This is a genomic window from Janthinobacterium sp. GW821-FHT03A03 (assembly GCF_059421435.1).
Genome location: NZ_JBWKUZ010000006.1, coordinates 146,597 through 167,533 on the forward strand (window position 1 = coordinate 146,597; position 20,937 = coordinate 167,533).

General features: G+C 63.8%; 21 protein-coding genes. 11 read left to right on the forward strand and 10 right to left on the reverse strand.

Annotated elements, in window-relative coordinates; translation table 11 throughout:
* Nucleotides 1–64: 64 nt before the first annotated feature.
* The 6 genes from AC07VI_RS14470 to AC07VI_RS14495 all read right to left on the reverse strand — a co-directional run bounded on the left by AC07VI_RS14470 (nt 65) and on the right by AC07VI_RS14495 (nt 3,190).
* Complete coding sequence (locus AC07VI_RS14470; protein ID WP_086147658.1) at nt 65–403, reverse strand: hypothetical protein; 339 nt, start codon at nt 401–403, stop codon at nt 65–67.
* 74 nt (nt 404–477) lie between these two features.
* Nucleotides 478–864 carry a phage holin family protein gene (locus tag AC07VI_RS14475; RefSeq protein WP_099375153.1) on the reverse strand — a complete coding sequence of 129 codons (387 nt, stop codon included), beginning with the start codon at nt 862–864 and terminating at the stop codon, nt 478–480.
* Between the two features lie 17 nt (nt 865–881).
* Nucleotides 882–1,184 carry an ElaB/YgaM/YqjD family protein gene (locus AC07VI_RS14480; protein ID WP_070224914.1) on the reverse strand — a complete coding sequence of 101 codons (303 nt, stop codon included), beginning with the start codon at nt 1,182–1,184 and terminating at the stop codon, nt 882–884.
* Between the two features lie 60 nt (nt 1,185–1,244).
* Complete coding sequence (locus AC07VI_RS14485) at nt 1,245–1,781, reverse strand: ferritin-like domain-containing protein (RefSeq protein ID WP_492993230.1); 537 nt, start codon at nt 1,779–1,781, stop codon at nt 1,245–1,247.
* A gap of 107 nt (nt 1,782–1,888) precedes the next feature.
* Nucleotides 1,889–2,788: an OmpA family protein gene (locus tag AC07VI_RS14490; RefSeq protein ID WP_086147656.1), complete on the reverse strand. Its 900-nt coding sequence runs from the start codon at nt 2,786–2,788 to the stop codon at nt 1,889–1,891.
* A gap of 27 nt (nt 2,789–2,815) precedes the next feature.
* The gene (locus tag AC07VI_RS14495) at nt 2,816–3,190 is read right to left on the reverse strand and encodes a DUF4398 domain-containing protein (protein WP_413465904.1); all 375 of its coding nucleotides are present in this window, start codon (nt 3,188–3,190) and stop codon (nt 2,816–2,818) included.
* Between the two features lie 282 nt (nt 3,191–3,472).
* Between AC07VI_RS14495 and AC07VI_RS14500 the strand changes: the two genes are divergently transcribed.
* Together AC07VI_RS14500 and AC07VI_RS14505 are read left to right on the forward strand one after the other, a co-directional pair.
* Nucleotides 3,473–5,512, forward strand: a complete 2,040-nt coding sequence (locus AC07VI_RS14500) for an AsmA family protein (RefSeq protein WP_099375154.1) — start codon at nt 3,473–3,475, stop codon at nt 5,510–5,512.
* A gap of 183 nt (nt 5,513–5,695) precedes the next feature.
* Nucleotides 5,696–5,914 carry an osmotically-inducible lipoprotein OsmB gene (locus AC07VI_RS14505; RefSeq protein ID WP_086145783.1) on the forward strand — a complete coding sequence of 73 codons (219 nt, stop codon included), beginning with the start codon at nt 5,696–5,698 and terminating at the stop codon, nt 5,912–5,914.
* Between the two features lie 96 nt (nt 5,915–6,010).
* Here AC07VI_RS14505 and AC07VI_RS14510 read toward each other — a convergent pair whose 3' ends face one another.
* On the reverse strand, nt 6,011–6,775 hold the full coding sequence (locus AC07VI_RS14510) for a Crp/Fnr family transcriptional regulator (RefSeq protein ID WP_086145784.1): 765 nt from the start codon (nt 6,773–6,775) through the stop codon (nt 6,011–6,013).
* Between the two features lie 200 nt (nt 6,776–6,975).
* On the opposite strand from AC07VI_RS14510, the gene AC07VI_RS14515 reads away from it, so the two are divergent.
* The 4 genes from AC07VI_RS14515 (at nt 6,976) to AC07VI_RS14530 (ending at nt 9,253) form a co-directional block, all read left to right on the forward strand.
* Nucleotides 6,976–7,656 carry an outer membrane lipoprotein gene (locus AC07VI_RS14515; protein ID WP_099420438.1) on the forward strand — a complete coding sequence of 227 codons (681 nt, stop codon included), beginning with the start codon at nt 6,976–6,978 and terminating at the stop codon, nt 7,654–7,656.
* 167 nt (nt 7,657–7,823) lie between these two features.
* On the forward strand, nt 7,824–8,096 hold the full coding sequence (locus tag AC07VI_RS14520) for a hypothetical protein (RefSeq protein ID WP_086145786.1): 273 nt from the start codon (nt 7,824–7,826) through the stop codon (nt 8,094–8,096).
* 187 nt (nt 8,097–8,283) lie between these two features.
* The gene (locus AC07VI_RS14525; RefSeq protein WP_121670992.1) at nt 8,284–8,430 is read left to right on the forward strand and encodes a lmo0937 family membrane protein; all 147 of its coding nucleotides are present in this window, start codon (nt 8,284–8,286) and stop codon (nt 8,428–8,430) included.
* A 142-nt stretch (nt 8,431–8,572) separates the two neighbouring features.
* The gene (locus AC07VI_RS14530) at nt 8,573–9,253 is read left to right on the forward strand and encodes a YiaD family glycine zipper/OmpA-like lipoprotein (protein WP_086145787.1); all 681 of its coding nucleotides are present in this window, start codon (nt 8,573–8,575) and stop codon (nt 9,251–9,253) included.
* A gap of 166 nt (nt 9,254–9,419) precedes the next feature.
* On the opposite strand, the gene AC07VI_RS14535 is transcribed toward AC07VI_RS14530, so the two are convergent.
* Nucleotides 9,420–9,962: a GNAT family N-acetyltransferase gene (locus AC07VI_RS14535; RefSeq protein ID WP_494808804.1), complete on the reverse strand. Its 543-nt coding sequence runs from the start codon at nt 9,960–9,962 to the stop codon at nt 9,420–9,422.
* 385 nt (nt 9,963–10,347) lie between these two features.
* Entirely contained in the window at nt 10,348–13,176 is a 2,829-nt protein-coding gene (locus AC07VI_RS14540) for a M16 family metallopeptidase (RefSeq protein ID WP_086145789.1), read from the reverse strand.
* 277 nt (nt 13,177–13,453) lie between these two features.
* Here AC07VI_RS14540 and AC07VI_RS14545 point away from each other — a divergent pair, with 277 nt between their 5' ends.
* From AC07VI_RS14545 to AC07VI_RS14555, 3 genes are all read left to right on the forward strand, one after another.
* Nucleotides 13,454–13,732: a hypothetical protein gene (locus AC07VI_RS14545; protein WP_086145790.1), complete on the forward strand. Its 279-nt coding sequence runs from the start codon at nt 13,454–13,456 to the stop codon at nt 13,730–13,732.
* A gap of 82 nt (nt 13,733–13,814) precedes the next feature.
* Entirely contained in the window at nt 13,815–15,362 is a 1,548-nt protein-coding gene (locus tag AC07VI_RS14550) for a TerC family protein (protein ID WP_086145791.1), read from the forward strand.
* Between the two features lie 67 nt (nt 15,363–15,429).
* Nucleotides 15,430–16,008, forward strand: a complete 579-nt coding sequence (locus tag AC07VI_RS14555) for a DUF3617 domain-containing protein (protein WP_492993223.1) — start codon at nt 15,430–15,432, stop codon at nt 16,006–16,008.
* Here AC07VI_RS14555 and AC07VI_RS14560 read toward each other — a convergent pair.
* Nucleotides 15,996–17,069 (reverse strand): porin, encoded by a 1,074-nt coding sequence (locus tag AC07VI_RS14560; protein WP_319017216.1) that lies wholly within the window; start codon nt 17,067–17,069, stop codon nt 15,996–15,998. The genes AC07VI_RS14555 and AC07VI_RS14560 overlap by 13 nt on opposite strands.
* Nucleotides 17,070–17,424: 355 nt before the next feature.
* Between AC07VI_RS14560 and AC07VI_RS14565 the strand changes: the two genes are divergently transcribed.
* The gene (locus tag AC07VI_RS14565; protein ID WP_086145850.1) at nt 17,425–19,536 is read left to right on the forward strand and encodes a site-specific recombinase; all 2,112 of its coding nucleotides are present in this window, start codon (nt 17,425–17,427) and stop codon (nt 19,534–19,536) included.
* Nucleotides 19,533–20,924: a cardiolipin synthase gene (gene cls / locus AC07VI_RS14570; protein WP_086145793.1), complete on the forward strand. Its 1,392-nt coding sequence runs from the start codon at nt 19,533–19,535 to the stop codon at nt 20,922–20,924. The genes AC07VI_RS14565 and cls overlap by 4 nt, the downstream gene beginning before the upstream one ends.
* Nucleotides 20,925–20,937: the final 13 nt, after the last annotated feature.

The window sequence follows — 20,937 nt, forward strand, 5'->3', positions numbered from 1 at the left end:
GCCGGACCTTGCGTATGGGCAAAAAAAAACGCCGTCGATGACGGCGTTCCTGTGCGGCTGGCGTTCAGCGCTTGCGGCGCAGCCAGCTGGCGGCGAAGGCGGCCACGGCCACGAGCACCAGGGCCGGCTTGACCAGCCTCTTGCGGCCGATGAAGGACAGCGCCGTCAGCACGTAGGGCATGGCGCCTTGCAGGCGCATGCCGCCCGGCGCCAGCAGGGATTCGACGCGGTGGCCGGCAAAGCCGACGGCCGTCTCGACCACGCCCTGCAGCAGCGACTCCGGACGCAGGGCATAGCCGACGTTGGCGCGCGCATGCACGATGCCCACGCGATACATCTCGCCCTGGGCGATCAGCAGGCGTTTGCGGGCGGCTTGCGCCGCCAGTTTGTCGTTTTCCGACATGAATTCTCCTCGTAAGGCAGGCTGGACATGGCGAGCCCGCGCCGGCACAGGTCCGGGTGGCACCCGCCGGCAGCTTACATCAGCATGTCGCGGTCGGCCTTCAGTTCGGCCATGGTGGCCGGCATGGAGAGCTTTCCTTGACGCAGCATCGCGCGCGCATACATGACCAGGCCGATGGCCAGCAGTATGAACACGACCGTCATGATCGCCAGGATCTTCCAGCCCAGGCTATCCCAGGCCAGGAAAACGATCAGCACGCTGCCGTAAGCGATGGCAAACAAGCCTGCCACCGTCGCCAGCGCGAAAATGACAATCAGCTGCAACACATGATTGCGCACTTCCGACAGTTCGATGGTGGCCAGTTCCAGCCGCGACAACATCAGTCCGACGGCGTTTTTGGCCAGGCCGGCAAGCGAGCCGATCAATCCCGGCCCCTGGTGAGACGAAGCAGACTTGTCCATATCGCTCCTGAATGGGATTACTTGCGGCCCAGGATGAAGCCGACCAGCACGCCGACGCCAGCGGCGACGGCCACCGTGCGCCAAGGGTTTTCCTTGACATAGCCGTCCGCCTGGGAGGCGAGCTGCTTGGTGGCGACGATGGCCGATGCCTGCGCTTCGTGCGCCTTGGCCAGGGCGGCGTCCAGGGTTTTCATGCCCTTGATGCGCACCTCATCGGCCTTTTCGCCCGTCAGGGCGGCAGCGGCGCTGAACAGGGCCTGCGCATCCTTGACCAGGGTCTTGACGTCGTTATTGACGGTGGTGATATTATTTTCCAACATGGTTTAGCTCCTTAGCTATGAATGAATATTTAGTTACTATACCAACTTTACTCTAAAACACTATTCCATCAGATCGCGCATATCATCGGCGTGCTCTTCCTCGACAGCCATGATCTTGATCAATAAATGACGTGTCGTCGGGTCGCTGTCGCCCACTTTGACGATCATCTGGCGGTACGATTCGATCGCCACGCGCTCGGCGATCAGATTGGTACGCACCATGCTTTGCACGTCCTCGGAGTCATCATACTCGGCATGGCTGCGGGCGAGCAATGTTGCAGGATTAAAATCTGGCTTGCCGTTCAACTGCACGATGCGCTCGGCCAGCCAGTCCGCATGTTCCTGTTCCTGCTGCGCGTGCTCCAGGAACTCGGCCTTGATGGTGCCATTGTCGCGTCCGCTCACGGTGTAGTAATGGCGCTTATAGCGCGCAATACACACGAGTTCCGTGGCCAGCGCCCCATTCAACAAGGTAATCAATTCCTCGCGATTACCCTGGTAGCCGGCCGTGACGGCGCCGTCGTCCAGGTTTTTGGCGGCGGCGCGGATGGCGGCCGTATCGATGCCAGCTGGAATCTCAACAGATGTTGGTGTCATGATGCGTCCTTTCAAGTATTGCATGGGTATCCACCGGCCACACTTCGGCCGGTGCTGCCTACTAACAAATCAAACGCCAGGCAAAAAACGTAGTTTGGCCTGGGGCTTTAACGGCGGGCGGGAATGGCCGTGTTGTCTTCCGACAGCACGATTTCCACCCGGCGATTCAGCTGGCGGTTTGCCGCCGTATCGTTGCCGGCCGCCGGATAGGCGGCGCCATAGCCTTTCGTGGCGATGCGGTCGCGGCTGATGCCCTGCTCCAGCAGCGCATTGCGCACGGATTCGGCGCGGCGCTGCGACAGTTCCAGGTTGTGCGACGAGCCGCCCGTGCTGTCCGTGAAGCCTTCGATCAATACCGTGCGCTGCGGATTGTTTTTCAGCACATCGGCCAGCTTGCGCGCCGTATTCGCGCCATCGGCCGTCAGGTTGGCCTTGTCCGTGCCAAACAGCACGTCGCCCAAGGTGATCACCATGCCGCGCTCCGTTTTCTTGGCGGCCAGGTCGGCCAGCTGCGCTTCGAGGCCGGCGGCGCGCGCCTGCGCATCGCGCGCCGATGCTTCTGCCATTTGCGCCTGGGCCTTGGCCGCTTCCGCATCCGCTTGCGCCGCCTGGGCGCGGGCCGTGGCCTGGTCCGCCTGCTGCGTGCGCGCGTCGAGGCGCAACTGGTCGCGCTGCTTGCCCGCGTTGGCGATATCGGCTTCCGCGGCTTTCTGCTTGGCTACTTCTTGTGCGGTGGCAATTTTTTGCTTGGCCAGGTAGGCCAGCTTGTCAACTTTCTCGCTGTCATCCTGGCGCGTGGCCGCCGCGTTGGCCGCTTCCAGCGCGGCGCTCGCTTCGCGCAATTCGCGTGGCGCATAGGTCGATACCATCGGGTTCGATTGCGCCGCCATGTAGTCGCCGCGGGTCTGGTCGAGCAGGCTGGTGGCGGTCGGTGCGGAACTGCAGGCGGCAACCAGGGCGGCCATGGCCAGCAGGCCGGGAATGGTGGTGTAGGTAGCTTTTTTCATGATGGAATCCTGTTCTTATTGTTTGGTTTATTGTTTCGGGGCTTGCTGGTTGGCACGGTCGAGTTCTTCGCGCATGACGCGGATGTTCTCGTTGATTTCATCGGCGGCGCTGGTGGCCTTGGCCGAATTGGCCTTGCTTTGCGCCAGCTTGGCGTCCGCTTGCGCCTGGTCGGCCAGGTCGCGCGCCGTCTTGTAGTCGCGGTCTTTCAGCGCCTGGTTGGCCATGCGCATTTTTTCGCGGGCCGAACGCATTTCATCGGGCGCCAGGTCGGCGGCGCCGGCGCTGGCGGCGTTATCGACGGCGGCGCGCGACACGGCCACGTCGGCCGTGGCCGGCGTTTTCAGGCTGGAGCAGCCCGTCATCAGGACAACGGCGGTGAGACAGGCGGCCAGAGCGGTCATGGGGCTGTTGATGGAATCTCGGTTTGTCATTTTTTTTCTCCTAGAGAATGTGAGTGATGTGTAACAGGTGGAACGAATCGGGAACGGCGTTTGATGTATGACGTTATAGGCTCCGGCTCCCCGCATATCCGTTCGGTGCCGCACATAGAGTAGGAAATCGACAATACTTGCATCGGCAACGTGCGCCAGCGCACGCGCCGGACGGTAAACGCGAGAAACGAACCCGGCCGTGGAGCGATTCCTGTAGCATCGTAAATACTTGTCCAGAAAGAATCGTCTCCCATGCAACTGTCACGCCGCCAGAAAATCGCCCTCGCCGGCACCGCCATCCTCGTCGCCCTGCCCGTCGCGGCCGTCGTGACCCTGCTCCATACCGACTGGAACCGCGCCAAGCCCTGGCTCAATGCGCGCGCCAGCGAAGCGCTGGGGCGGCCCTTCTCCATCGACGGCGACCTGTCGCTGACGTGGCAGCAGCCAGGCAGTGCAGCCGCGGAAAAAACCTGGCGCGACTATTTGCCCTGGCCCCACCTGCAAGCGAAGGACGTGCGCCTGGGCAACCCGAGCGCCATGACGGGCACGCTAGAGCAGGCACAGCTGGCTACCGTCAGCCAGCTGGCCTTCTCGCTCAATCCGCTGGCCCTGCTGAACAAGAAGATCGTCATCCCCGAATTGCGTTTTGATACGCCGCAAGTGCGCTTGCTGCGCAGCAAGGACGGCAAGAACAACTGGACCTTCGACAAGCAGGACCAGCCATCGCCGTGGCAGCTGGAACTGCAAAGCGTGGTCTTCAGCAAGGGCAGCGTGACCCTGGACGACGGCGTCACCAAAACGGCGATGCGCGCCGAGGTCGACACCATCGCCGGCGATGCGCGCTACGGCATCGCCTGGACCCTGTCCGGCACCTACCGCGGCGAAAGCGTCCAGGGCGGCGGCAAGGCGGGCGGCGTGCTGTCGCTGCAGCGCCAGGGCACGCCCTTCCCCATCCAGGCCGACATGCGCGCGGGCGGCAGCAGCGTGGCCATCGAAGGCACGCTGACGCGCCCCACGGACCTGGCCGCGCTCGACGTGCGCCTGAAGCTGTCCGGCCCCAGCATGGCCCGGCTGTATCCGCTGACGGGCGTGCTGCTGCCGGAAACGCCGCACTTCAGCACGGAAGGCCATTTGACGGGCACGCTGGCGCCGCGCGGCGGCGAATGGGTCTATGACAAGTTCAGCGGCAGGGTCGGTTCCAGCGACGTCGCAGGCAAGCTGGCCTTTTCCGCCAGCACGCCGCGCAAGCGCCTGACGGGCGACGTCCACTCGCGCCTGCTGCAATTTTCCGACCTCGGCCCGCTGGTGGGCGCCGATTCCAGCGCCAGCAAGAAAGAGCGCGGCGTGCCGTCCACGCAGCCGGCCGGCCGCGTGCTGCCGGTGGAAACGTTCAGGACGGAACGCTGGACCAGCCTGGACGCGGACGTGCGCTACACGGCCGATAAAATCACGCGCGACGCCGAATTACCGATCAGCAAGCTCGATACGCACGTGGTGCTGACGGACGGCGTGCTGTCCTTGACACCGCTCAACTTCAATGTGGCGGGCGGCACCCTGACCTCGCAGATCAAGCTCGACGGCAGCGGCAAGGTCATCGCCAACGGCATCGCCGCCGAACTCAAGGCCAGCGCCCGCCATCTGCACATCCAGCAGCTGTTTCCCCGCCTGCCGGCCCTGCAGGCCAGCGTGGGCGAAATCAATGGCGACGCCTCGCTGTCAGCCACGGGCAATTCCGTCGCCACCTTGCTGGGCAGCTCGAACGGCGAAGTGCGCGCGCTGATCAACCGGGGCAGCATCAGCAAGCTGCTGCTGGAAGAAATGGGCTTGAATATCGGCAGCGTCGTGCTGGCCAAGCTGGCCGGCGACAAGCAGGTCAGGCTCAACTGCATGGCCGCCGATTTCGTCGTCACCAAGGGCTTGATGCGCACGCGCCAGTTCATCGTCGACACGGACGACGCCGTCCTGAACATCGACGGCACGGTGAACCTGGGCAATGAACGGCTGGACCTGACCCTGCAGCCGGACAGCAAGGGCTTGCGCATCTTCTCGCTGCGCTCGCCCCTGTATGTGCACGGCACCTTCAGCCAGCCCGACGTGAGCGTCGACAAGGGCGTGCTGGCCCTGCGCGCCGGCGGCGCCCTGGCGCTGGCCGTGGTGGCGCCCGTGGCGGCGCTGCTGCCGCTGGTCAACACCGGCCCCGGCAACGACAGCGAATGCACCGCGCTGCTGGCCCGCGCGCGCGCGCAGCCGGTGGCGCCGAAACCGGGCAAGACGCCGCGCAAAAGCCGCTGATGGGTGCGGCAGCTGGGCGCTTTTACAATTGTTACACCCCTATGTGCGTTGCCGAACAGACCCTGCCTTGCCACAATTCTATTCTGTGATCGTGCCTGAAACACCCGAGACGTGGCGATACGAACGACCTTCCCGCGCATACCATGCCGGCGCCACGAGGTCCGAATTCATAGGAGATTTATCATGCAAACCATCAAAAAACTCGCCGCCACCGCTTCCGTCGCCACCTTGCTGCTGAGCCTGACCGCCTGCGCCAACATGTCCAACCAGGATAAAAACACGGCCATCGGCGCCGGTGTCGGCGCCGTTGCCGGCTCCGTGCTGACGGGCGGCAGCGCCGTCGGCGCAGTCGGCGGCGCCGCCGTCGGCGGCGTGATCGGCAACCAGGTCAAGCCGAAGTAACCGGCCGGCGGAAAAGCGGGGCGGGCGCGCAGGCGCCTGCCCCGCTTTTTTGCGTCCGGCTGCCGTTGCCGCTATTGAAAAATTACTCTCAAGAAATTAGACGAAGACGTTGGCCATGCCGATGGGGCCGGCATCCTTGACCAGTTCGTAGCAGCGGCAGGACACGGCTTCCAGGCCCGCCGAATCGAGGATCTCGATGTTGCCGCGACTGTAGCTGATGAGTTTTTGCTGTTGCAGCGCACTGGCCGCCTTGGTCACGCCGACCCGCCGCACGCCCAGCGTATGGGCGAGGAATTCGTGGGTCAGGTGGAATTTTTCCGACTGCAGGCGGTCGCGCGTGATCAGCAGCGAACGGGCCAGGCGCGCTTCGAGCACGTGAAAGCGGCTGCACACGGCAATCTGGATGGCTTGCGCCAGCAGGGTGTCGGTGTAGCGGTACAGCAGGCGCTGCAGGGAATCGAGGCGGACGAATTCGGCGCAGAAGTCGGCCCGCGCGATGCGGCTGGCCGTGCCGGAACGTTGCACCACGGCACGCACTTGCGCCAGGTCATGCCCGAGCGCGACGGAGGCGCCCAGCACGCCTTCGCGGCCGACGGAACCCACCTCGAGCGTCATGCGGCCTTCCGCCACGGCCAGCAGCGAAATCAGGCAGTCGCCGGGAAAATAGATGTAGTCGATGGCCTGGCCAGGTTCGTACAGCACGTCGCCCACCTCGACCGTGACGGTGTGGAACAGCGCCGACAGGTGCCGCAGGTCAGGCTCGGGCAGGCTGGCCAGCAAGCGGTTGCTGGCGGCAGGCGTGCTCAAGCCGGTACGGCCCGTGTCGCGGGACAGGTTCAAGCTGGCGGTCATTGATGGCATTGCCTTTTCCTGGTCGTCGTTACAACTCGACATAATTTTTACCTAGCGTACGGCGCGGCACCGGTCCTGTATGTACGGTGACGCACGGAAGCGCGGGACGCGGCGCAGCACACTGACTGCACCGGCTTGCGATACCGGCCTGGCCAGCCCGAACACACGCAGTACCGGATTCATTATTTTAAAAAACCAAGGAGCATTCCATGACTACCACCACCAAATCCCTCCACCCGCTGGTCCTGGCCGCCGCCGTCGCCGTCCTGCTGTTCTGCGGCGTCGGCACGGCCGCCCTGATGGGCTGGCTGCCCGCCTCGCAGGGCGACACGCAGCCGCTGCCGGCGAGCACCTCGGCCGAACAGATGGCCAGCCTGCAGGCGAACCAGCCGAACCAGGCGGCCGCCATGCAGCCGCTGGCGGCCCTGCCGCAGCAGGCGCAGCAGCCACAGCCCATGCAGCAGCCCGCTCCCGCGCGCCAGCCACAGCCACAGCCACAGCCACAGCCACAGCCACAGCCACAGCAATATGCTGCCGCGCCGGCGCCGCAGGTGTGCAGCAACTGCGGCGTGATCGAAGCCATCCATGAAGTCAATACGCGCGCCGAAGGCAGCGGCGTCGGCGCGGCCGGCGGGGCCGTCGTCGGCGGCTTGCTGGGCAACCAGGTCGGCGGCGGCCACGGCAGGCAGCTGGCCACCGTGCTGGGCGCCGTTGGCGGCGCCGTGGCCGGCAACCAGATCGAGGGCAGCGTGCGCGCCACGCGCAGCTACAACATCGTCGTGCGCCTCGATAACGGCAAGACGCGCACCGTGCACCAGAGCGCCGCGCCGAACTGGCGCCAGGGCGACCGCGTGCGCGTCGTCAACGGCGGCTTGCGCGCGCTCGGTTAAGCGTGGCACGGCGGCCTTGCCGCCAGCGCAAGTTGCAAAACAAACACACGCCCGGCCCGTCCGGGCGTTTTCTTTTTGACAATGTTCGTTGGCGTACAGATGAGTTGGCCATGACGCGAGATGATGCACTCAGGAAATCTCAACCGTGCTCACTTCAAGGAGATGCGATGAATCACGACAAGACAGGCAGCAACAGGATCTGGCTGGGTTTTATCGGCGGCGGCATGCTCGCTACCGCGCTGGGCTTTTGCGCGCTGGACCTGGCGCCCGCGGCCGGCAGCGCGCCCGTGTTCGGCGTCATGCTGCTGCTCACCGGCGGCATGCTCAGCTGCCTGGCGGGCGCCGTCGGCATGGCCGGCATGCTGGCCTGGCTGCCGGGCATGGATGCCGGCCCGGCGCTGGCGCGCGACAGCGGCGCGGCAAATAAGCTGGCTAAATAAGGCTTGTGTACGGCAGCGTACAGATAGTTTCAGAAACAAAGTAGACAATAAGTCATGGCATCAACGTTGCGCGATATGCAGGGCAACGCGAATGACAAAACAACGATGGCAGCGCCGCCCGCTACCTGCTTGCAAGCCGGAAACAGGCCCGCGCCGCCATCCACACACTACTCACGGAGGACACATCATGCTCTACACAATCGCAGTAGTACTCATCATTCTTTGGCTGCTGGGCCTGGTAACATCCTATACCATCGGCGGCTTCATTCACATCCTGCTCGTCGTGGCCGTGATCATGATCCTGTTGCGCCTGATTAGCGGACGCGGGCTCTAGCCCGCAAGCGTCAGCACAGGCCGGGCGGTGCACGTGCAAACGGGCGCCGCCTTTTTGCGTGCGCTGGCAAGCCGGCCCATTTTGCAGTAACGTGTGCGGGTAGTTCTGGGTAGGTCCCAATAACAAAACAAGGAGAAAATCCATGAAAGCATTCAAAAACGGCGCTGGCGCCAAATCCCTGATCGGCATGCTGGTCCTCGCGCTGGCCGCCACCGGCTGCGCGGATATGTCCGCAACGCAACGCGGCACGGCCACGGGCGCGGGCATCGGCGCGGGCCTGGGCGCCCTGATCGGCGGCACCACCGGCGGCGGCAGCAGCGGCCGCACGGCCGGCGGCGCCCTGCTGGGCGCGGCCGCGGGTGCCGTGGTCGGCAATATCTGGTCGAACCGCATGGAAAACCAGAAGCGCGCGATGGAGCAAGCCACGCAAGGCACGGGCGTGCAAGTGTCGCAAACGGCCGACAACCGCCTGAAAATGGAAATCCCCAGCGATATTTCCTTCGACACCAACCGCGCCGACATCAAGGGCAACTTCCGCCCCATCCTCGACCGCTTTGCCGCCACCCTGAATGAAAACCCGAACACCACGGTCAGCATCATCGGCCACACGGACAGCACGGGCAGCGATTCCATCAATGAACCGCTGTCGGTGGAACGCGCGGCCCACACGCGCGACTACCTGTCCATGCGCGGCGTCTCGCCCACCCGCGTTGTCACGGAAGGCCGCGGCGCCCGCGAGCCGATCGCCTCGAACGCGGATGCATCGGGACGCGCACGCAATCGCCGCGTGGAAATCTATGTAGCGGAATTGGCGCCACGCTAAACTTCCGCCAAGATGAACTGACACCATGCGGTTCAGGGCCGGGCTCTGTATCCGACAGAACCCGGCCCTTGTCATTTGGGCGTGACGCCGCCTTGATGCGCGGGACATGGACGCCTGCGGAGGCGGAGAAGTCCCGTCCGGGCCCGGCGCCCGTCTGGCCGGCAGTTTACCTGCAGCGGGCGTACAGCAGGGATTGTCTGGGTTCCTCGGCAAGATTTGGCAGGACCAAGTGTCGCGCAAGCTTTCCTTCAAGCACAAACCCGGCCTTTTCCAGGGTGCGCGCCGAGGCACGATTTTCTGTATCACAGCTTGCCTGGACGCGAAAACAGTGCGGCAGCGCCAGCGCGGCCTCGCTCACGGCATGGACGGCCTCGGACATGAAACCGGCGCCCCAATCCTTGCGTTGCAAAACGTATCCGATATCGATCATGTGATCATGCAAGCTGGCTTCCAGCATGCCGATAGCCTGGTCCTCCTTGCCCTGACGGGCCAGGACGTAGGGACGGCTACGCCCGCTATCCCATTCCTGTATGCAATATGCAATAAAGGCTTCCGTGTCGGCGATGGCGCGGTGCGGCCGCCAGACCATATAGCGGACGACGTCAGTATCTTGAGCATACGCATCAAAAATAACGGCGCTGTCGGATGTGCGCGGCTTGCGCAAGGTGAGCCTTGGCGTGCGCAATACCTCTGGCAGAGACAGTAACATTGACAATCCTCGGTACGGTTCAGTAATTTGTAAAAAAATCAACAGCATGGATGTGCGTCAGCCGTGGGGCACAGCGCCTGCGGGGCCGCGGCCAGTTCTGCGGGCGATCGCCGCGAGGCGATCACTGCGCGCATTTTTTTGCCGGGAGGTGCGTTTGGCAAGCTTATCCGCCATGTATTGACAGCGCGCGGATGCAGGACCATGCAGGGAGATCATTTCGCCTCCGCGGCGTGGCGTTCCAGGGAGGCCACCAGGACAGTCTTCGACGAAGCCTGCCCTCTCGCCATCGACAGCGGCCGGCCCGTGCTGGCATTGCCCCCGGCAAGCTGGCGTCCAGCTTGCCGGGGGCATGCGGAGTGCCGGCTATTTCTTCATGCGCGGCGCTTTACCTGGCCGTGCCCGCCTTGGCGCCGCCTTCCTTGGCCACCTTGGCAAAATCGCCCGCCGTCACCACCGACACGGCCGCTGGCTTCAGGTGCTCGCGCAAGGCCTGGTTCACTTGCGCCAGGGTCAGGGCGGATACCTTCGCTTCCAGGTCCTTGTCATAGGCCATGGTGCGCTCTTCGGCAAGGTAGCCGGCCAGTTCGCGCGCCAGGCCGCTGTCCTGCGTGCGGCCCACTTCCTGCGATTGCAGCCAGCCCTTCTTCGCTTCGGCCAGTTCCTCCTGCGTGAAGCCGTCGGCCAGCGCCTTGGCGATTTCCTCGCGCAGGGCCGCTTCCACCTTGACGGTGTTTTGCGGCGCGCTGATGGCGTAGGCCATCCAGTAGCCGGCCGGCTCGCGCGACGGCACGGACACTTGCGAGCCGACGCCGTACGACAGGCCTTCCTTCTGGCGGATGCGGTCGGCCAGGCGGCTGCGCAAGGCGCCGCCGCCGAGCATGTGGTTGGCCATCAGCAAGGCCGGATAGCTGGCGGCGTCATCCTTGAGGGGAATCGGCTGGATGGCGAACAGCACGCTGTTGGCCTTGTCCGGTGTTTCCAGCGTGACTTTCTCGCCACTGACGGGCTTGACGGCGTCGGGAATGCGCACATACGGCTGCTGCGCCTTCCAGCTGCCGTACAGGCTGGCCACTTGCGCCTTCAGCGCGGCCGGGTCGAAGTCGCCCACGGCGGCAAAGGTGGCGTTCGACGCGCCATAGTAGGCGCCATGGAAGGCTTTCACATCGGAAACCTTGATGGCTTTCCATTGCGCCAGCTCGGCCGGCAGGGTGGCCACGTGGCGCACATGGCCTTCCGGCGTGGCGTCGAGCAGGCGGCGGAAGGCGTTCACGGCCAGCGGCTGCGGCTCAGGCAATTCCTGCTCGGCGCGGCCCACGCGCTCGCGCTGCAATTCCAGGAATTCCGTCTCGTTCAGGGCCGGCTTTTGCAGCACTTGCGCCAGCAGGTCCATGGCGGCCGGCAAGTTCTCGCGCTTGCCCGTCAGCATGGCGGTCACGCCTTCGGCGCCGCCCGAGATGGCCACTTGCATGCCCAGCTGGTCGAACTTGTCCTTCACTTCCTGGCGCGACAGTTTATCCGTGCCGCGCGACAGCAGATTGGCCGTGTAGCTGCCCACTTGCCCCTTGCCGCGCAGACTGTCTTCGCTGCCGATCTGCAATTTCAACACGACGCTAACGTTGCCGCCCTTGGTTTTCTTCGGCAGCAAGGCGCCTTTCAAGCCGTTCGGCAAGGTGAAGCGCTGGGTGCGCGCCTCGATATTGTCCGGGCTCGGGTCGAACGCTTCGCCCTGCGCCACGACGGCGCGGCCCGTGTAGCCGGCCAGCTGCGGCGCCACGTCGGCGTAGGCCGGCACGACGGTGCGGTCCGGCGCATCGGTGGGGATGAAACGGCCCAGGGTGCGGTTCGAGCTCTTCAGGTATTTCTCGGCCGCCGCCTGCACCTGCGCCGTCGTCAGCTTGTCGAGCTGGTCGCGCTGCAGGAAGAACAGGCGCCAGTCGCCGGCCGCCAGCGACTCCGTCAGGGCGATCGTCATGCGCGCCGTGTTCGAGGTGATCAGTTCCACCTGCTTGTTCAGCTGTTGCTTGACGCGCGCCACTTCCGCATCCGTGATCGGCTGCGATTTCAGCTCTTCCAGCACTTTCAGCATGGCCGCTTGCGCCGCGTCCAGGTTGCCATCGACGGGCACGAGCGCGCCGAACAGGTTGTAGCCCGGTTCCAGGTTGCTCACCGAGTTGTATTCGATCTTGCTGGCCAGCTTGGTTTCCACCAGCGCCTTGTGCAGGCGGCCGGCGGGCGCGTCCGTCAGCACATGGCCGAGCACCTCGATGGCGACGGCGTCCGGGTTGCCGGACGGCGCCACGTGGTAGCCGGCGCCGACGAACTGCGTGCCGCCGCTGCGGCGCACCGTCACGGCGCGTTCGCCATCCTGCACGGGTTCAGCCGTATAAGTCGGTTCGATCACGCGCGTCGGTTTCGGGATCTTGCCGAACAAATCATTGATCTGCTTCAAGACCTTGGCTTCATCGAAGCGGCCCGCCACCATCAGCACGGCATTATCAGGCTGATAATATTTATGATAAAACGCGCGCAGGCGGGGAATGTTGACCTGCTCGATGTCGGAACGGGCGCCGATGGTCGACTTGCCGTAGTTGTGCCAGTCATAGGCGATGGCCTGGATGCGTTCGCTGGTTACGCCGATCGGGTCGCTCTCGCCCATCTCGAACTCGTTGCGCACGACCGTCATCTCGCCCTTCTGCGTCTTCGGGTTCCACAGGTCGTTCTGGTCGATGGCCGCGTTGACCATGCGGTCCGCTTCCATCGCCAGCATCTGGCGCAGGTTGTCGTCGTTGGCGGGGAAGGTGGCGTAGTAATTGGTGCGGTCGTACCAGGTGGTGCCGTTGAACTGCGCGCCCGTCGAGTTCAGGATCTCGACCGGGGTTTTCGTGCCCTTCCTGACGCCGAAGTTGGCGCTGGGCTTGAACAGCAGGTGCTCGAGCAAGTGGGCCATGCCCGTTTCGCCATAGTTTTCATGGCGCGAGCCGACCAGGTAGACGATGTTGGTGGTGAGCGTAGGCTTGCTGGCGTCCGGGAACAGCAGCACGCGCAAGCCGTTGGCCAGCCGGTATTCGGTAATGCCTTCGACGGAGGTGACTTTGACGGCGGCGGCGAGCTTGCCGGTTTTCTGGGTCGGGGCCGCTTCCACGGGGGTGGCGGCGAATGCCAGCGAAGGCGACAGGATGCCGGCGGCAAGCAGGAGGGCAGTAATTGGTTTCAAGGCGGATTCCTGGTAACACTACGTTTAAAGATGCGCAAGCGCAATACGATACGGGCGCAAAAATTGCCATGGACCCGCGCTGCGTCTTCGCCGCCCAGGGAAATGATTGCTCTCGCAATTTACGGCATACTTATCAGTTACGCAAGTACCTGTCGTGGAGCGGTTATATGCGCGTGTTATACTCCACGGTTCCAGAACTATCTGCCTGTATATGAGACGAGCTCTCGTCCTGCTCTGCCTTTTTGTTTTCATCGCTTTGCCCCAGGCGTTTGCCAGCATGGCCTACGCCAGCCCTTCCCCATTCCAGCAAGCAATTGCGGCCGGCGTCTTCGCCACGCCCGCCTCCGACATGCATGGCCACGACGCCAGCGCCCATGCGGGCCTGCCCGGCGACAGCTGCGCCTTGGAAGAGTGCGACAACGACCCCGTCACGCCGTACCCGAACCCGCGCCTGGAGGCGCCGTTTTGCGCCATCATTTGGCAAGCGGGACCGGGCGCACTTGCCGAAGCGGACGTGCGGACGGCCACCCGGCCGCCGCGCGTCCGCCACGGATAGCGCCGCACGCATCGCATTCAGGCCTGGGGCAGGTTGCCTCTAGGCAAGCTTTATTTTGATTTAACTTTACAAGGTTACACACATGGAATGGTTATTTGACCCGACAATCTGGGTCGGCCTGCTGACGCTGGTCGTACTGGAAATCGTACTGGGTATCGACAACCTGATCTTCATCGCCATCCTGGCCGAAAAGCTGCCGCCGCACCAGCGCGACAAGGCGCGCGTGCTGGGCCTGACGCTGGCCCTCGTCATGCGCCTGGGCCTGTTGTCGCTGATTTCCTGGCTGGTCACCCTGACCACGCCCTTGTTTGCCATCTGGACCTTCTCGTTCTCGGGGCGGGACCTGATCCTGCTCGTCGGCGGCCTGTTCCTGCTGTTCAAGGCCACCACCGAGCTGCACGAACGCCTCGAAGGCGTCACGCACGCCCAGACGGGCCCGAAAGTCTACGCCGGCTTCGGCCTGGTGGTGGCGCAGATCGTCGTGCTCGACGCCGTCTTCTCGCTCGACGCCGTCATCACGGCCGTCGGCATGGTGGAAAACCTGTACGTGATGATGGCCGCCGTCGTCATTTCCATCGTCGTCATGATGCTGGCCTCGAAAGTGCTGACGCGCTTCGTCAACGCCCACCCCACCGTCGTCGTGCTGTGCCTGAGCTTTTTACTGATGATCGGCCTGTCCCTGGTGGCCGAAGGCCTCGGCTTCCACATCCCGAAAGGTTATCTGTACGCGGCCATCGGCTTCTCCATCGTCATCGAGTTCTTCAACCAGCTGGCGCGCCGCAACATCCTCAAGCTGCAGTCGAACGCCCCGCTGCGCGACCGCACGGCGCAAGCCGTATTGAGCCTGCTGGGCGGGCGCAAGGGCCGCGAGGCGGCCGAGGAGCACGAAGTCAAGGAGCTGCCCGACGTCTCCGCCTTCGGCGTGGAAGAGCGCAACATGGTCAGCGGCGTGCTGACCCTGGCCGAACGCTCGATCCGCTCCGTCATGACGCCGCGCGGCGACGTCTCGTGGGTGAACCTGAACGACAGCAGCGAAAAGATGCTCAAATTGCTGCGCGATACGCCGCACAGCATGATTCCTGTGTGCAATGACGACCTCGACAACGTGGTCGGCATCGCCCGCAGCAAGGACCTGATCGAGGATCTCGTCTCGCACGGCAAAATCGACCCGGCCAGCATGCGCGAAGCCATCGTCGTGCCGGAAGCGGCCGGCGTGCTGAAAGCCATGGAAACCCTGAAACGCTCGCGCGGCCAGCTGGTCCTGGTGGTCGACGAGTTCGGCACGGTGCAGGGCGTGCTCACGCCGATCGACATCCTCGAAGCCATCGCCGGCGAATTCCCCGACGAGGACGAGCAGCCCGACGTGGAAGTGCTGGGCCCCGGCCACTGGCGCATCGACGGCGCCACGGACCTGCATTACCTGGAGCAGGTGTTCGAGACGGCATCGCTCGTCAGCGAAGACGGCGAGTACAACTCGCTGGCCGGCTTCCTGCTGGCGCACTTTGAAAACATGCCGGCCGTGGGCGAAGTGCTGGAACTTGGCGATCTGCGCTATGAAATCGTCGAGGCCGACGAGCGCCGCATCGCCTGCGTGGACGTGCGCCGCATCGAGCCCGATCACAGTTTGTAACACAATGGCAAGCGTGCCGCGCTTGCCATGCCGTATGCTGGGGTCTGCCTTTTCCGGAGACGCCAAGATGAAATCACCCCTGCTACGCCTGACCCTGCTCGCTTGCGCCGCCTTGGGCGCCCAGGCCGGCGCCCAGGCCGCCACGCCGTCGACCACCATCAAGCCCGGCCTGTGGCAAGTCGACAGCAAGATGGCCTCGCCCGACGCCGCCACCGACAACGCCATGTCCATGGTGTTGCAGCAACTGGGCAACCTTCCCCCCGATCAACGCAAGCAGCTCGAAAGCATGGCCGCCAGCCGCGGCATGGCCATGCCCAGCGTGGGCGCCGACGGCGCCGTGCGCGTGACGGCCTGCGTGACGCCGGAGATGGCCGCGCGCAAGCAGATTCCCACGGGCCAGCCCGGCGATTGCACCTCAAGGAACAAGGACATCGCCGGTGGCATGCAAGTGTCGTTCAGCTGCGCGAACCCGAAATCGAGCGGCGAAGGCAAGGTGATATTTACGGGCGACCAGGCTTTCAGCATGCAGCTGGCGGTGACGACCAGCGCGCGCGGCGCGCCGGAACAGGTGAATGTGACGAGCAACGGCAAATGGCTGGGGGCAAGCTGCCCTGCCCCATCCGCCGCGGCCGGTCAGAAACCGTGACGGAAGCCCAGGTTGAATGCCGCATCGCCGCGTCCGGCGTCGCTGGCGTTGCCCACCGTGTAGCGGGCGCCGTTCTTGTTGTGGATTTTCGCGTAGGACGCATAGAAATCGCTGCGCCTTGACAGCGAATACGTGAGGCCGACGGCCACCTGCGTGGCGTCGCGGTTGGCCAGGTCGCGGTCATCCTTGTGCACCCAGGACGCCAGCAGCTTGAAGCCGCCCGCGGGCACGGACACGCCCAGCAGGGTGTCGCGGCTGTCCGAGGACGACATCGACAGGGCCAGCGAACTGTAGGCATTGCTGGGGTCCCACGGCGAACTGCCATAGCCCTTGTTGACGCCCACGGCGGCAAAGGCGGTGGCCACTTTCAGGTCGACATTCGCCGCGATCAGGGTGTTGCGGGAAGACATGTCGATGGCGGGCAAGGTGCCGGAAGCGAGGATGAAATTGTTCTTGCGCTGGTGCGACACGCTGACATTCACGGCGCCGGCCGAATAGCCGAGGGTGGCGCCATATGCGCGGTTGTTGGCGCTGCTGTAGGGCGACTCGCCGAAACTGTAGATGGCGCTGGCCGTCACGCCGCGCAAGGCGGGCGTCACATATTTGACGGTATTGTCGTAGCGTTTCACGCTGTAGCCGGCCAGGTTGCCGGCGCTGCCGGCCATGCCGCCCTTGAACGGGTCGGCCACGTCGGTAAGGGCCAGGTATTGCAGGTTGTACTGGCGGCCCAGGGTCAGCGCGCCCAGGCGGCTGTCCAGGCCCACGTAGGCCTGGCGGCCGAACAGGCGCCCGTCTTCCGACTGGCCCGTGTCGTTCTGGATGCCCGCTTCCAGCGTAAACACGGCGGAGACGTCGTTGCCCAGCGCTTCGCGGCCCTGCACGCCCAGGCGCGAGCCGGACGCGACGCCGCCCGAGACCCTGGTGGCGGCGCAATTGGCGGCACAGCCCCGTTCGGCCACGATGCCCGCATCGAGCACGCCATACACGGCAATGTTACTGGATGCGGCGCTGCCCGCGCCATCGGCGGCCTGGGCCGCTGCGCCCAGCGCGAGTGGCCCCATCCCTATCACAGCAAGCGCAAAATACGAGGTCTTCATGATAAATATCTCGGTAACGTGAGTTGAAACTGCCGGGTATTGATCAGGACATGCGCTCGGTGTCTGATCTTAGTGTTACCTTATCCTCGCTTTTTGTCCAGCAATCTGTGCGTTGTACAACAGAAACTTCAGCTTAGCCCTGGGAAAAGAGTCGGATACTGACAACACGCAAGGGTGAGCATGATCCATGGCAATTGCTGCACAATAAGGTCAAAAACAGGCCCTGCCGTGAAGCAATGTTCGGTGGCGAACGTTGCTGGATTTGACGCAGGCAGTACACTACTGGTTTTACCGACAGCGGCTCGCCCGTTTTTTCTGCATGCTAGCTATCCTCGAACGCATAGACCCCAACTCCAGCAATATCGACTTGCTGGTGGAATTGTTCAACTCTCTGCGTCCCAAGCGCCCCCACGACAGCGCTACCGCGATCGCCAACGTGCGCACCCTGCGCCAGCTTCTCAAAGGTAATCCCGCCCAGGCCCGCGCCCTGCACGAATACGTGCTGCGCGTGCTGGCCGCGCGCCGCCACGCCAGCCTGTACACGGACATCGGCGTGCTGTCGAACAGCGGCTTTTTCACCGAATTGAAACGCCGCATCGCCTACCGCATGCTGCCGCCCGCCCTCGGCGACGAATACCTGAACGACGCACTCGACCAGGTGCTGTACCTGAAGACCGATTATTTGTGGATCAGCAACGTGCCCGCCACGGACTGGCTGGAGCTGTTCGACGTGCTCACCAGCGACGATATCGAACTGGCCGTCGGCGACGGTAATATCATGCTGCCCGGCATGCTCGACGCCATCCGCACGCTGTCCTACCGCGTCTGCGCCATGGGCCTGGAGCCGGAACTGACGCGTTTCCACAGCGAAATTGAAGTATTCCAGTCGCCGTTCATGGTGCAGAACACGGAAGTAAACGCCTACCTGGACGCCTACACGAATTTGCTGCAAGGCGACATCGAGCATATCGAGGACGCGCGCCATTTGCTGGTGATGCTGGACCAGTGCGACGCCGTCATCGCCAAGATCCGCAAGAAGGCCCTGTACCAGGGCACCAGCATTCCCCTCACCTATCTGCTGGTGGCGCTGGCGCAGAGCATCGACCGCCTGCGCAAGCTGCTGTTCCTCGTCGACACGAGCGGCGAGCTGCCGGCCTCGGGCAACGTGGACATCGACGCCATCACGGTGGACGCCACGCAGGACTTGCTGCACCCGCAACCGGTCAGCCGCCGCCGCGCGGGCGCCGTGGGACTGGCGCTGGAACTGATACGCGCGCACAACCATAAGTACAAGGTCAGCGACCTGTTCTCCGACAATATCAACTTGCTGGCGCGCAATGTGACGGAAAACGCCAGCCGCACGGGCGAGCACTACATCGCGGAAAACCGCCGCGAGATGGGCGCCATGTTCCTCTCGTCGGCGGGCGCGGGCATCATCATCGGCTTCATGGCCCTGTTCAAGATATTGATGTCGTATTTGCGCTCGGCGCCGCTGGTCGAAGCGTTCATGTTCAGCATGAATTACTCGATCGGCTTCATGTTCATCCATTTGCTGCACTTCACGGTGGCCACCAAGCAGCCGGCCATGACGGCCTCGCGCATCGCCGCCGGCCTGCACAGCAAGGATGGCCGGAATATCGACCTCGACAGCATGGCCGAACTGATCAACAAGGTCTTCCGCACGCAAAACATGGCCGTGCTGGGCAACCTGGCCACGGCCATCCCCACGGCATGGCTGATCGCGCTCGGCTACAAGGCGATCACGGGGCACAACCTGGTGACGCCGGAAAAGGCCATGCACTTGCTGCACGACATAGACCCCATCGGCAGCCCCGCCATCTTTTACGCCATGATCGCCGGCGTGTGCCTGTTCGTGGCCGGCCTGATTTCCGGCTACTACGACAACCAGGCCCTGTACACGCGCTGGGCGCAGCGCATCGCGCAATTGCGCGGCCTGGGCCGCGTCATCGGCCAGGATCGCTTGCAGCGGCTGGGCCTGTACCTGGAAAACAACCTGGGCGGCCTGATGGGGAACTTCTATTTCGGCATCCTGCTCGGTTCCATCGGCACCCTGGGCTTTTTGATCGGCTTGCCGATTGATATACGTCACATCACCTTCTCGGCCGCCAACTTTGCGACAGCGCTGGTGGGACTCGATCACAATATGAGCTGGCAGCTGGCCGTCAAGTCGCTGTCGGGCATCTTCGCCATCGGCACGGCCAACCTGCTGGTCAGCTTCGGCCTGGCCCTGTGGGTGGCCCTGCGCTCGCGCCAGGTGCGCTTCAAGCACGGCATGCAATTGCTGAAGATCCTGGGCAAGCGCTTCCTGCGCTCGCCCATCGTCTTCTTCTTCGGCTCGAAAAACCCGCCGCCACTGGCACTGGCCGATGACTCGGCAAACCTGTCACCCACGACCAAGGCTCAAAAATGACCGCTCGGCGCTTGCAACCCTGCCTCACCGCCCTCCTGCTGTGCTGGACCCTGGCTGCATGCGCCGCGTTGCCAAACGTTAAGAATCTCAATACCACTTTGGCCCCCGTGGCCAAGCCCAAGGTGATCACGGGCAAGGGCGCCGTGCTGGACGTCAACAGCCGGGCCGCCCTGCTCAACAAGCGCTGGGCCAGGTCCGGCATGGACTTGAAGACCCAGGCCGCGCTGGAAGAGGCGGCCACGGGCGTGCCTTTGATCAAGGGCAACAAGGTGACCCTGCTGTTTGACGGCCCGCAAACCATGGCCGCCATGTTCCAGGCCATCAGCGAAGCGAAGACCAGCATCAACCTGGAAACCTATATCTTCGACCAGGACCCGCTGGGCCTGAAATTTGCCGACATGCTGATCGAAAAGCAGCAAGCGGGCGTGACGGTCAACGTCATCTACGACAGCGTGGGCACCATCGGCGTGCCGCAGGCGTTCTTCGAGCGCATGCGCGCGGCCGGCGTGCACCTGGTGGCCTTCAACCCCGTCAACCCCGCCAAGCTCAAGGGCGACGACTGGAAGATCAACAACCGCGACCACCGCAAGGTGCTGATCGTCGACGGCAAGACGGCGTTTACGGGCGGCATTAATATCAGCGATACCTACGCGAAAAGCTCGCTGTTCCGCTCCAGGAACAAGTCCGCCGACAAGAGCGACGTAGGCTGGCGCGATACCCACGTGAAAGTGGAAGGCCCGGCCGTGGCCGCCTTCCAGTGGCTGTTCATCCGCACCTGGGCCCAGCAGGACCAGGCCGACTTGCCGGACGCCAATTATTTCCCCGTGCTGTCCGAAGTGGGCGACAAGCTGGTGCGCGTCGTGGCCAGCGAGCCGGACGGCGGCTTTGAAATCTACAAGGCCTACATCCTGGCCATCCAGGAGGCAAAAAAATCGATCCACATCACGTCCGCCTATTTCGTGCCCGACCAGCAGACGGTCGACGCGCTGGTGGCGGCCGCCAAGCGGGGCGTGGACGTGACCGTGGTGCTGCCCGGCGTATCCGACAGCGGCCTCGTGTTCCATGCGGGACACGCGCTGTACGACCAGCTACTGGCCGGCGGCATCCGCATCTTTCATTTGAAACTGGCCGTGCTGCACGCCAAGACGGCCGTCATCGACGGCGCCTGGTCGACCGTGGGCTCGACCAACATCGACATGCGCAGCTTTTTGCATAACAGCGAGCTGAACGTGATCGTGCTGGGCGACAGCTTCGGGCGCGAAATGGAAAACGCCTTCCAGGAAGACTTGCGCGATTCGCAAGAAATTACCAAGGCGAAATGGGAAACGCGGCCGATTTCCGACCGCATGAAGGAATGGGCGGCCCGTTTCATGAATTACTGGCTGTAAGCGGAGCGGTCCC

What these genes read in the sequence shown, in the direction of transcription:
- AC07VI_RS14470 (WP_086147658.1), bottom strand. Translation starts at nt 403, where the DNA reads ATGTCGGAAAACGACAAACTGGCGGCGCAAGCCGCCCGCAAACGCCTG.
- AC07VI_RS14475 (WP_099375153.1), bottom strand. Translation starts at nt 864, where the DNA reads ATGGACAAGTCTGCTTCGTCTCACCAGGGGCCGGGATTGATCGGCTCG.
- AC07VI_RS14480 (WP_070224914.1), bottom strand. Translation starts at nt 1,184, where the DNA reads ATGTTGGAAAATAATATCACCACCGTCAATAACGACGTCAAGACCCTG.
- AC07VI_RS14485 (WP_492993230.1), bottom strand. Translation starts at nt 1,781, where the DNA reads ATGACACCAACATCTGTTGAGATTCCAGCTGGCATCGATACGGCCGCC.
- AC07VI_RS14490 (WP_086147656.1), bottom strand. Translation starts at nt 2,788, where the DNA reads ATGAAAAAAGCTACCTACACCACCATTCCCGGCCTGCTGGCCATGGCC.
- AC07VI_RS14495 (WP_413465904.1), bottom strand. Translation starts at nt 3,190, where the DNA reads ATGACCGCTCTGGCCGCCTGTCTCACCGCCGTTGTCCTGATGACGGGC.
- AC07VI_RS14500 (WP_099375154.1), top strand. Translation starts at nt 3,473, where the DNA reads ATGCAACTGTCACGCCGCCAGAAAATCGCCCTCGCCGGCACCGCCATC.
- AC07VI_RS14505 (WP_086145783.1), top strand. Translation starts at nt 5,696, where the DNA reads ATGCAAACCATCAAAAAACTCGCCGCCACCGCTTCCGTCGCCACCTTG.
- AC07VI_RS14510 (WP_086145784.1), bottom strand. Translation starts at nt 6,775, where the DNA reads ATGCCATCAATGACCGCCAGCTTGAACCTGTCCCGCGACACGGGCCGT.
- AC07VI_RS14515 (WP_099420438.1), top strand. Translation starts at nt 6,976, where the DNA reads ATGACTACCACCACCAAATCCCTCCACCCGCTGGTCCTGGCCGCCGCC.
- AC07VI_RS14520 (WP_086145786.1), top strand. Translation starts at nt 7,824, where the DNA reads ATGAATCACGACAAGACAGGCAGCAACAGGATCTGGCTGGGTTTTATC.
- AC07VI_RS14525 (WP_121670992.1), top strand. Translation starts at nt 8,284, where the DNA reads ATGCTCTACACAATCGCAGTAGTACTCATCATTCTTTGGCTGCTGGGC.
- AC07VI_RS14530 (WP_086145787.1), top strand. Translation starts at nt 8,573, where the DNA reads ATGAAAGCATTCAAAAACGGCGCTGGCGCCAAATCCCTGATCGGCATG.
- AC07VI_RS14535 (WP_494808804.1), bottom strand. Translation starts at nt 9,962, where the DNA reads ATGTTACTGTCTCTGCCAGAGGTATTGCGCACGCCAAGGCTCACCTTG.
- AC07VI_RS14545 (WP_086145790.1), top strand. Translation starts at nt 13,454, where the DNA reads ATGGCCTACGCCAGCCCTTCCCCATTCCAGCAAGCAATTGCGGCCGGC.
- AC07VI_RS14550 (WP_086145791.1), top strand. Translation starts at nt 13,815, where the DNA reads ATGGAATGGTTATTTGACCCGACAATCTGGGTCGGCCTGCTGACGCTG.
- AC07VI_RS14555 (WP_492993223.1), top strand. Translation starts at nt 15,430, where the DNA reads ATGAAATCACCCCTGCTACGCCTGACCCTGCTCGCTTGCGCCGCCTTG.
- AC07VI_RS14560 (WP_319017216.1), bottom strand. Translation starts at nt 17,069, where the DNA reads ATGGGGCCACTCGCGCTGGGCGCAGCGGCCCAGGCCGCCGATGGCGCG.
- AC07VI_RS14565 (WP_086145850.1), top strand. Translation starts at nt 17,425, where the DNA reads ATGCTAGCTATCCTCGAACGCATAGACCCCAACTCCAGCAATATCGAC.
- cls (WP_086145793.1), top strand. Translation starts at nt 19,533, where the DNA reads ATGACCGCTCGGCGCTTGCAACCCTGCCTCACCGCCCTCCTGCTGTGC.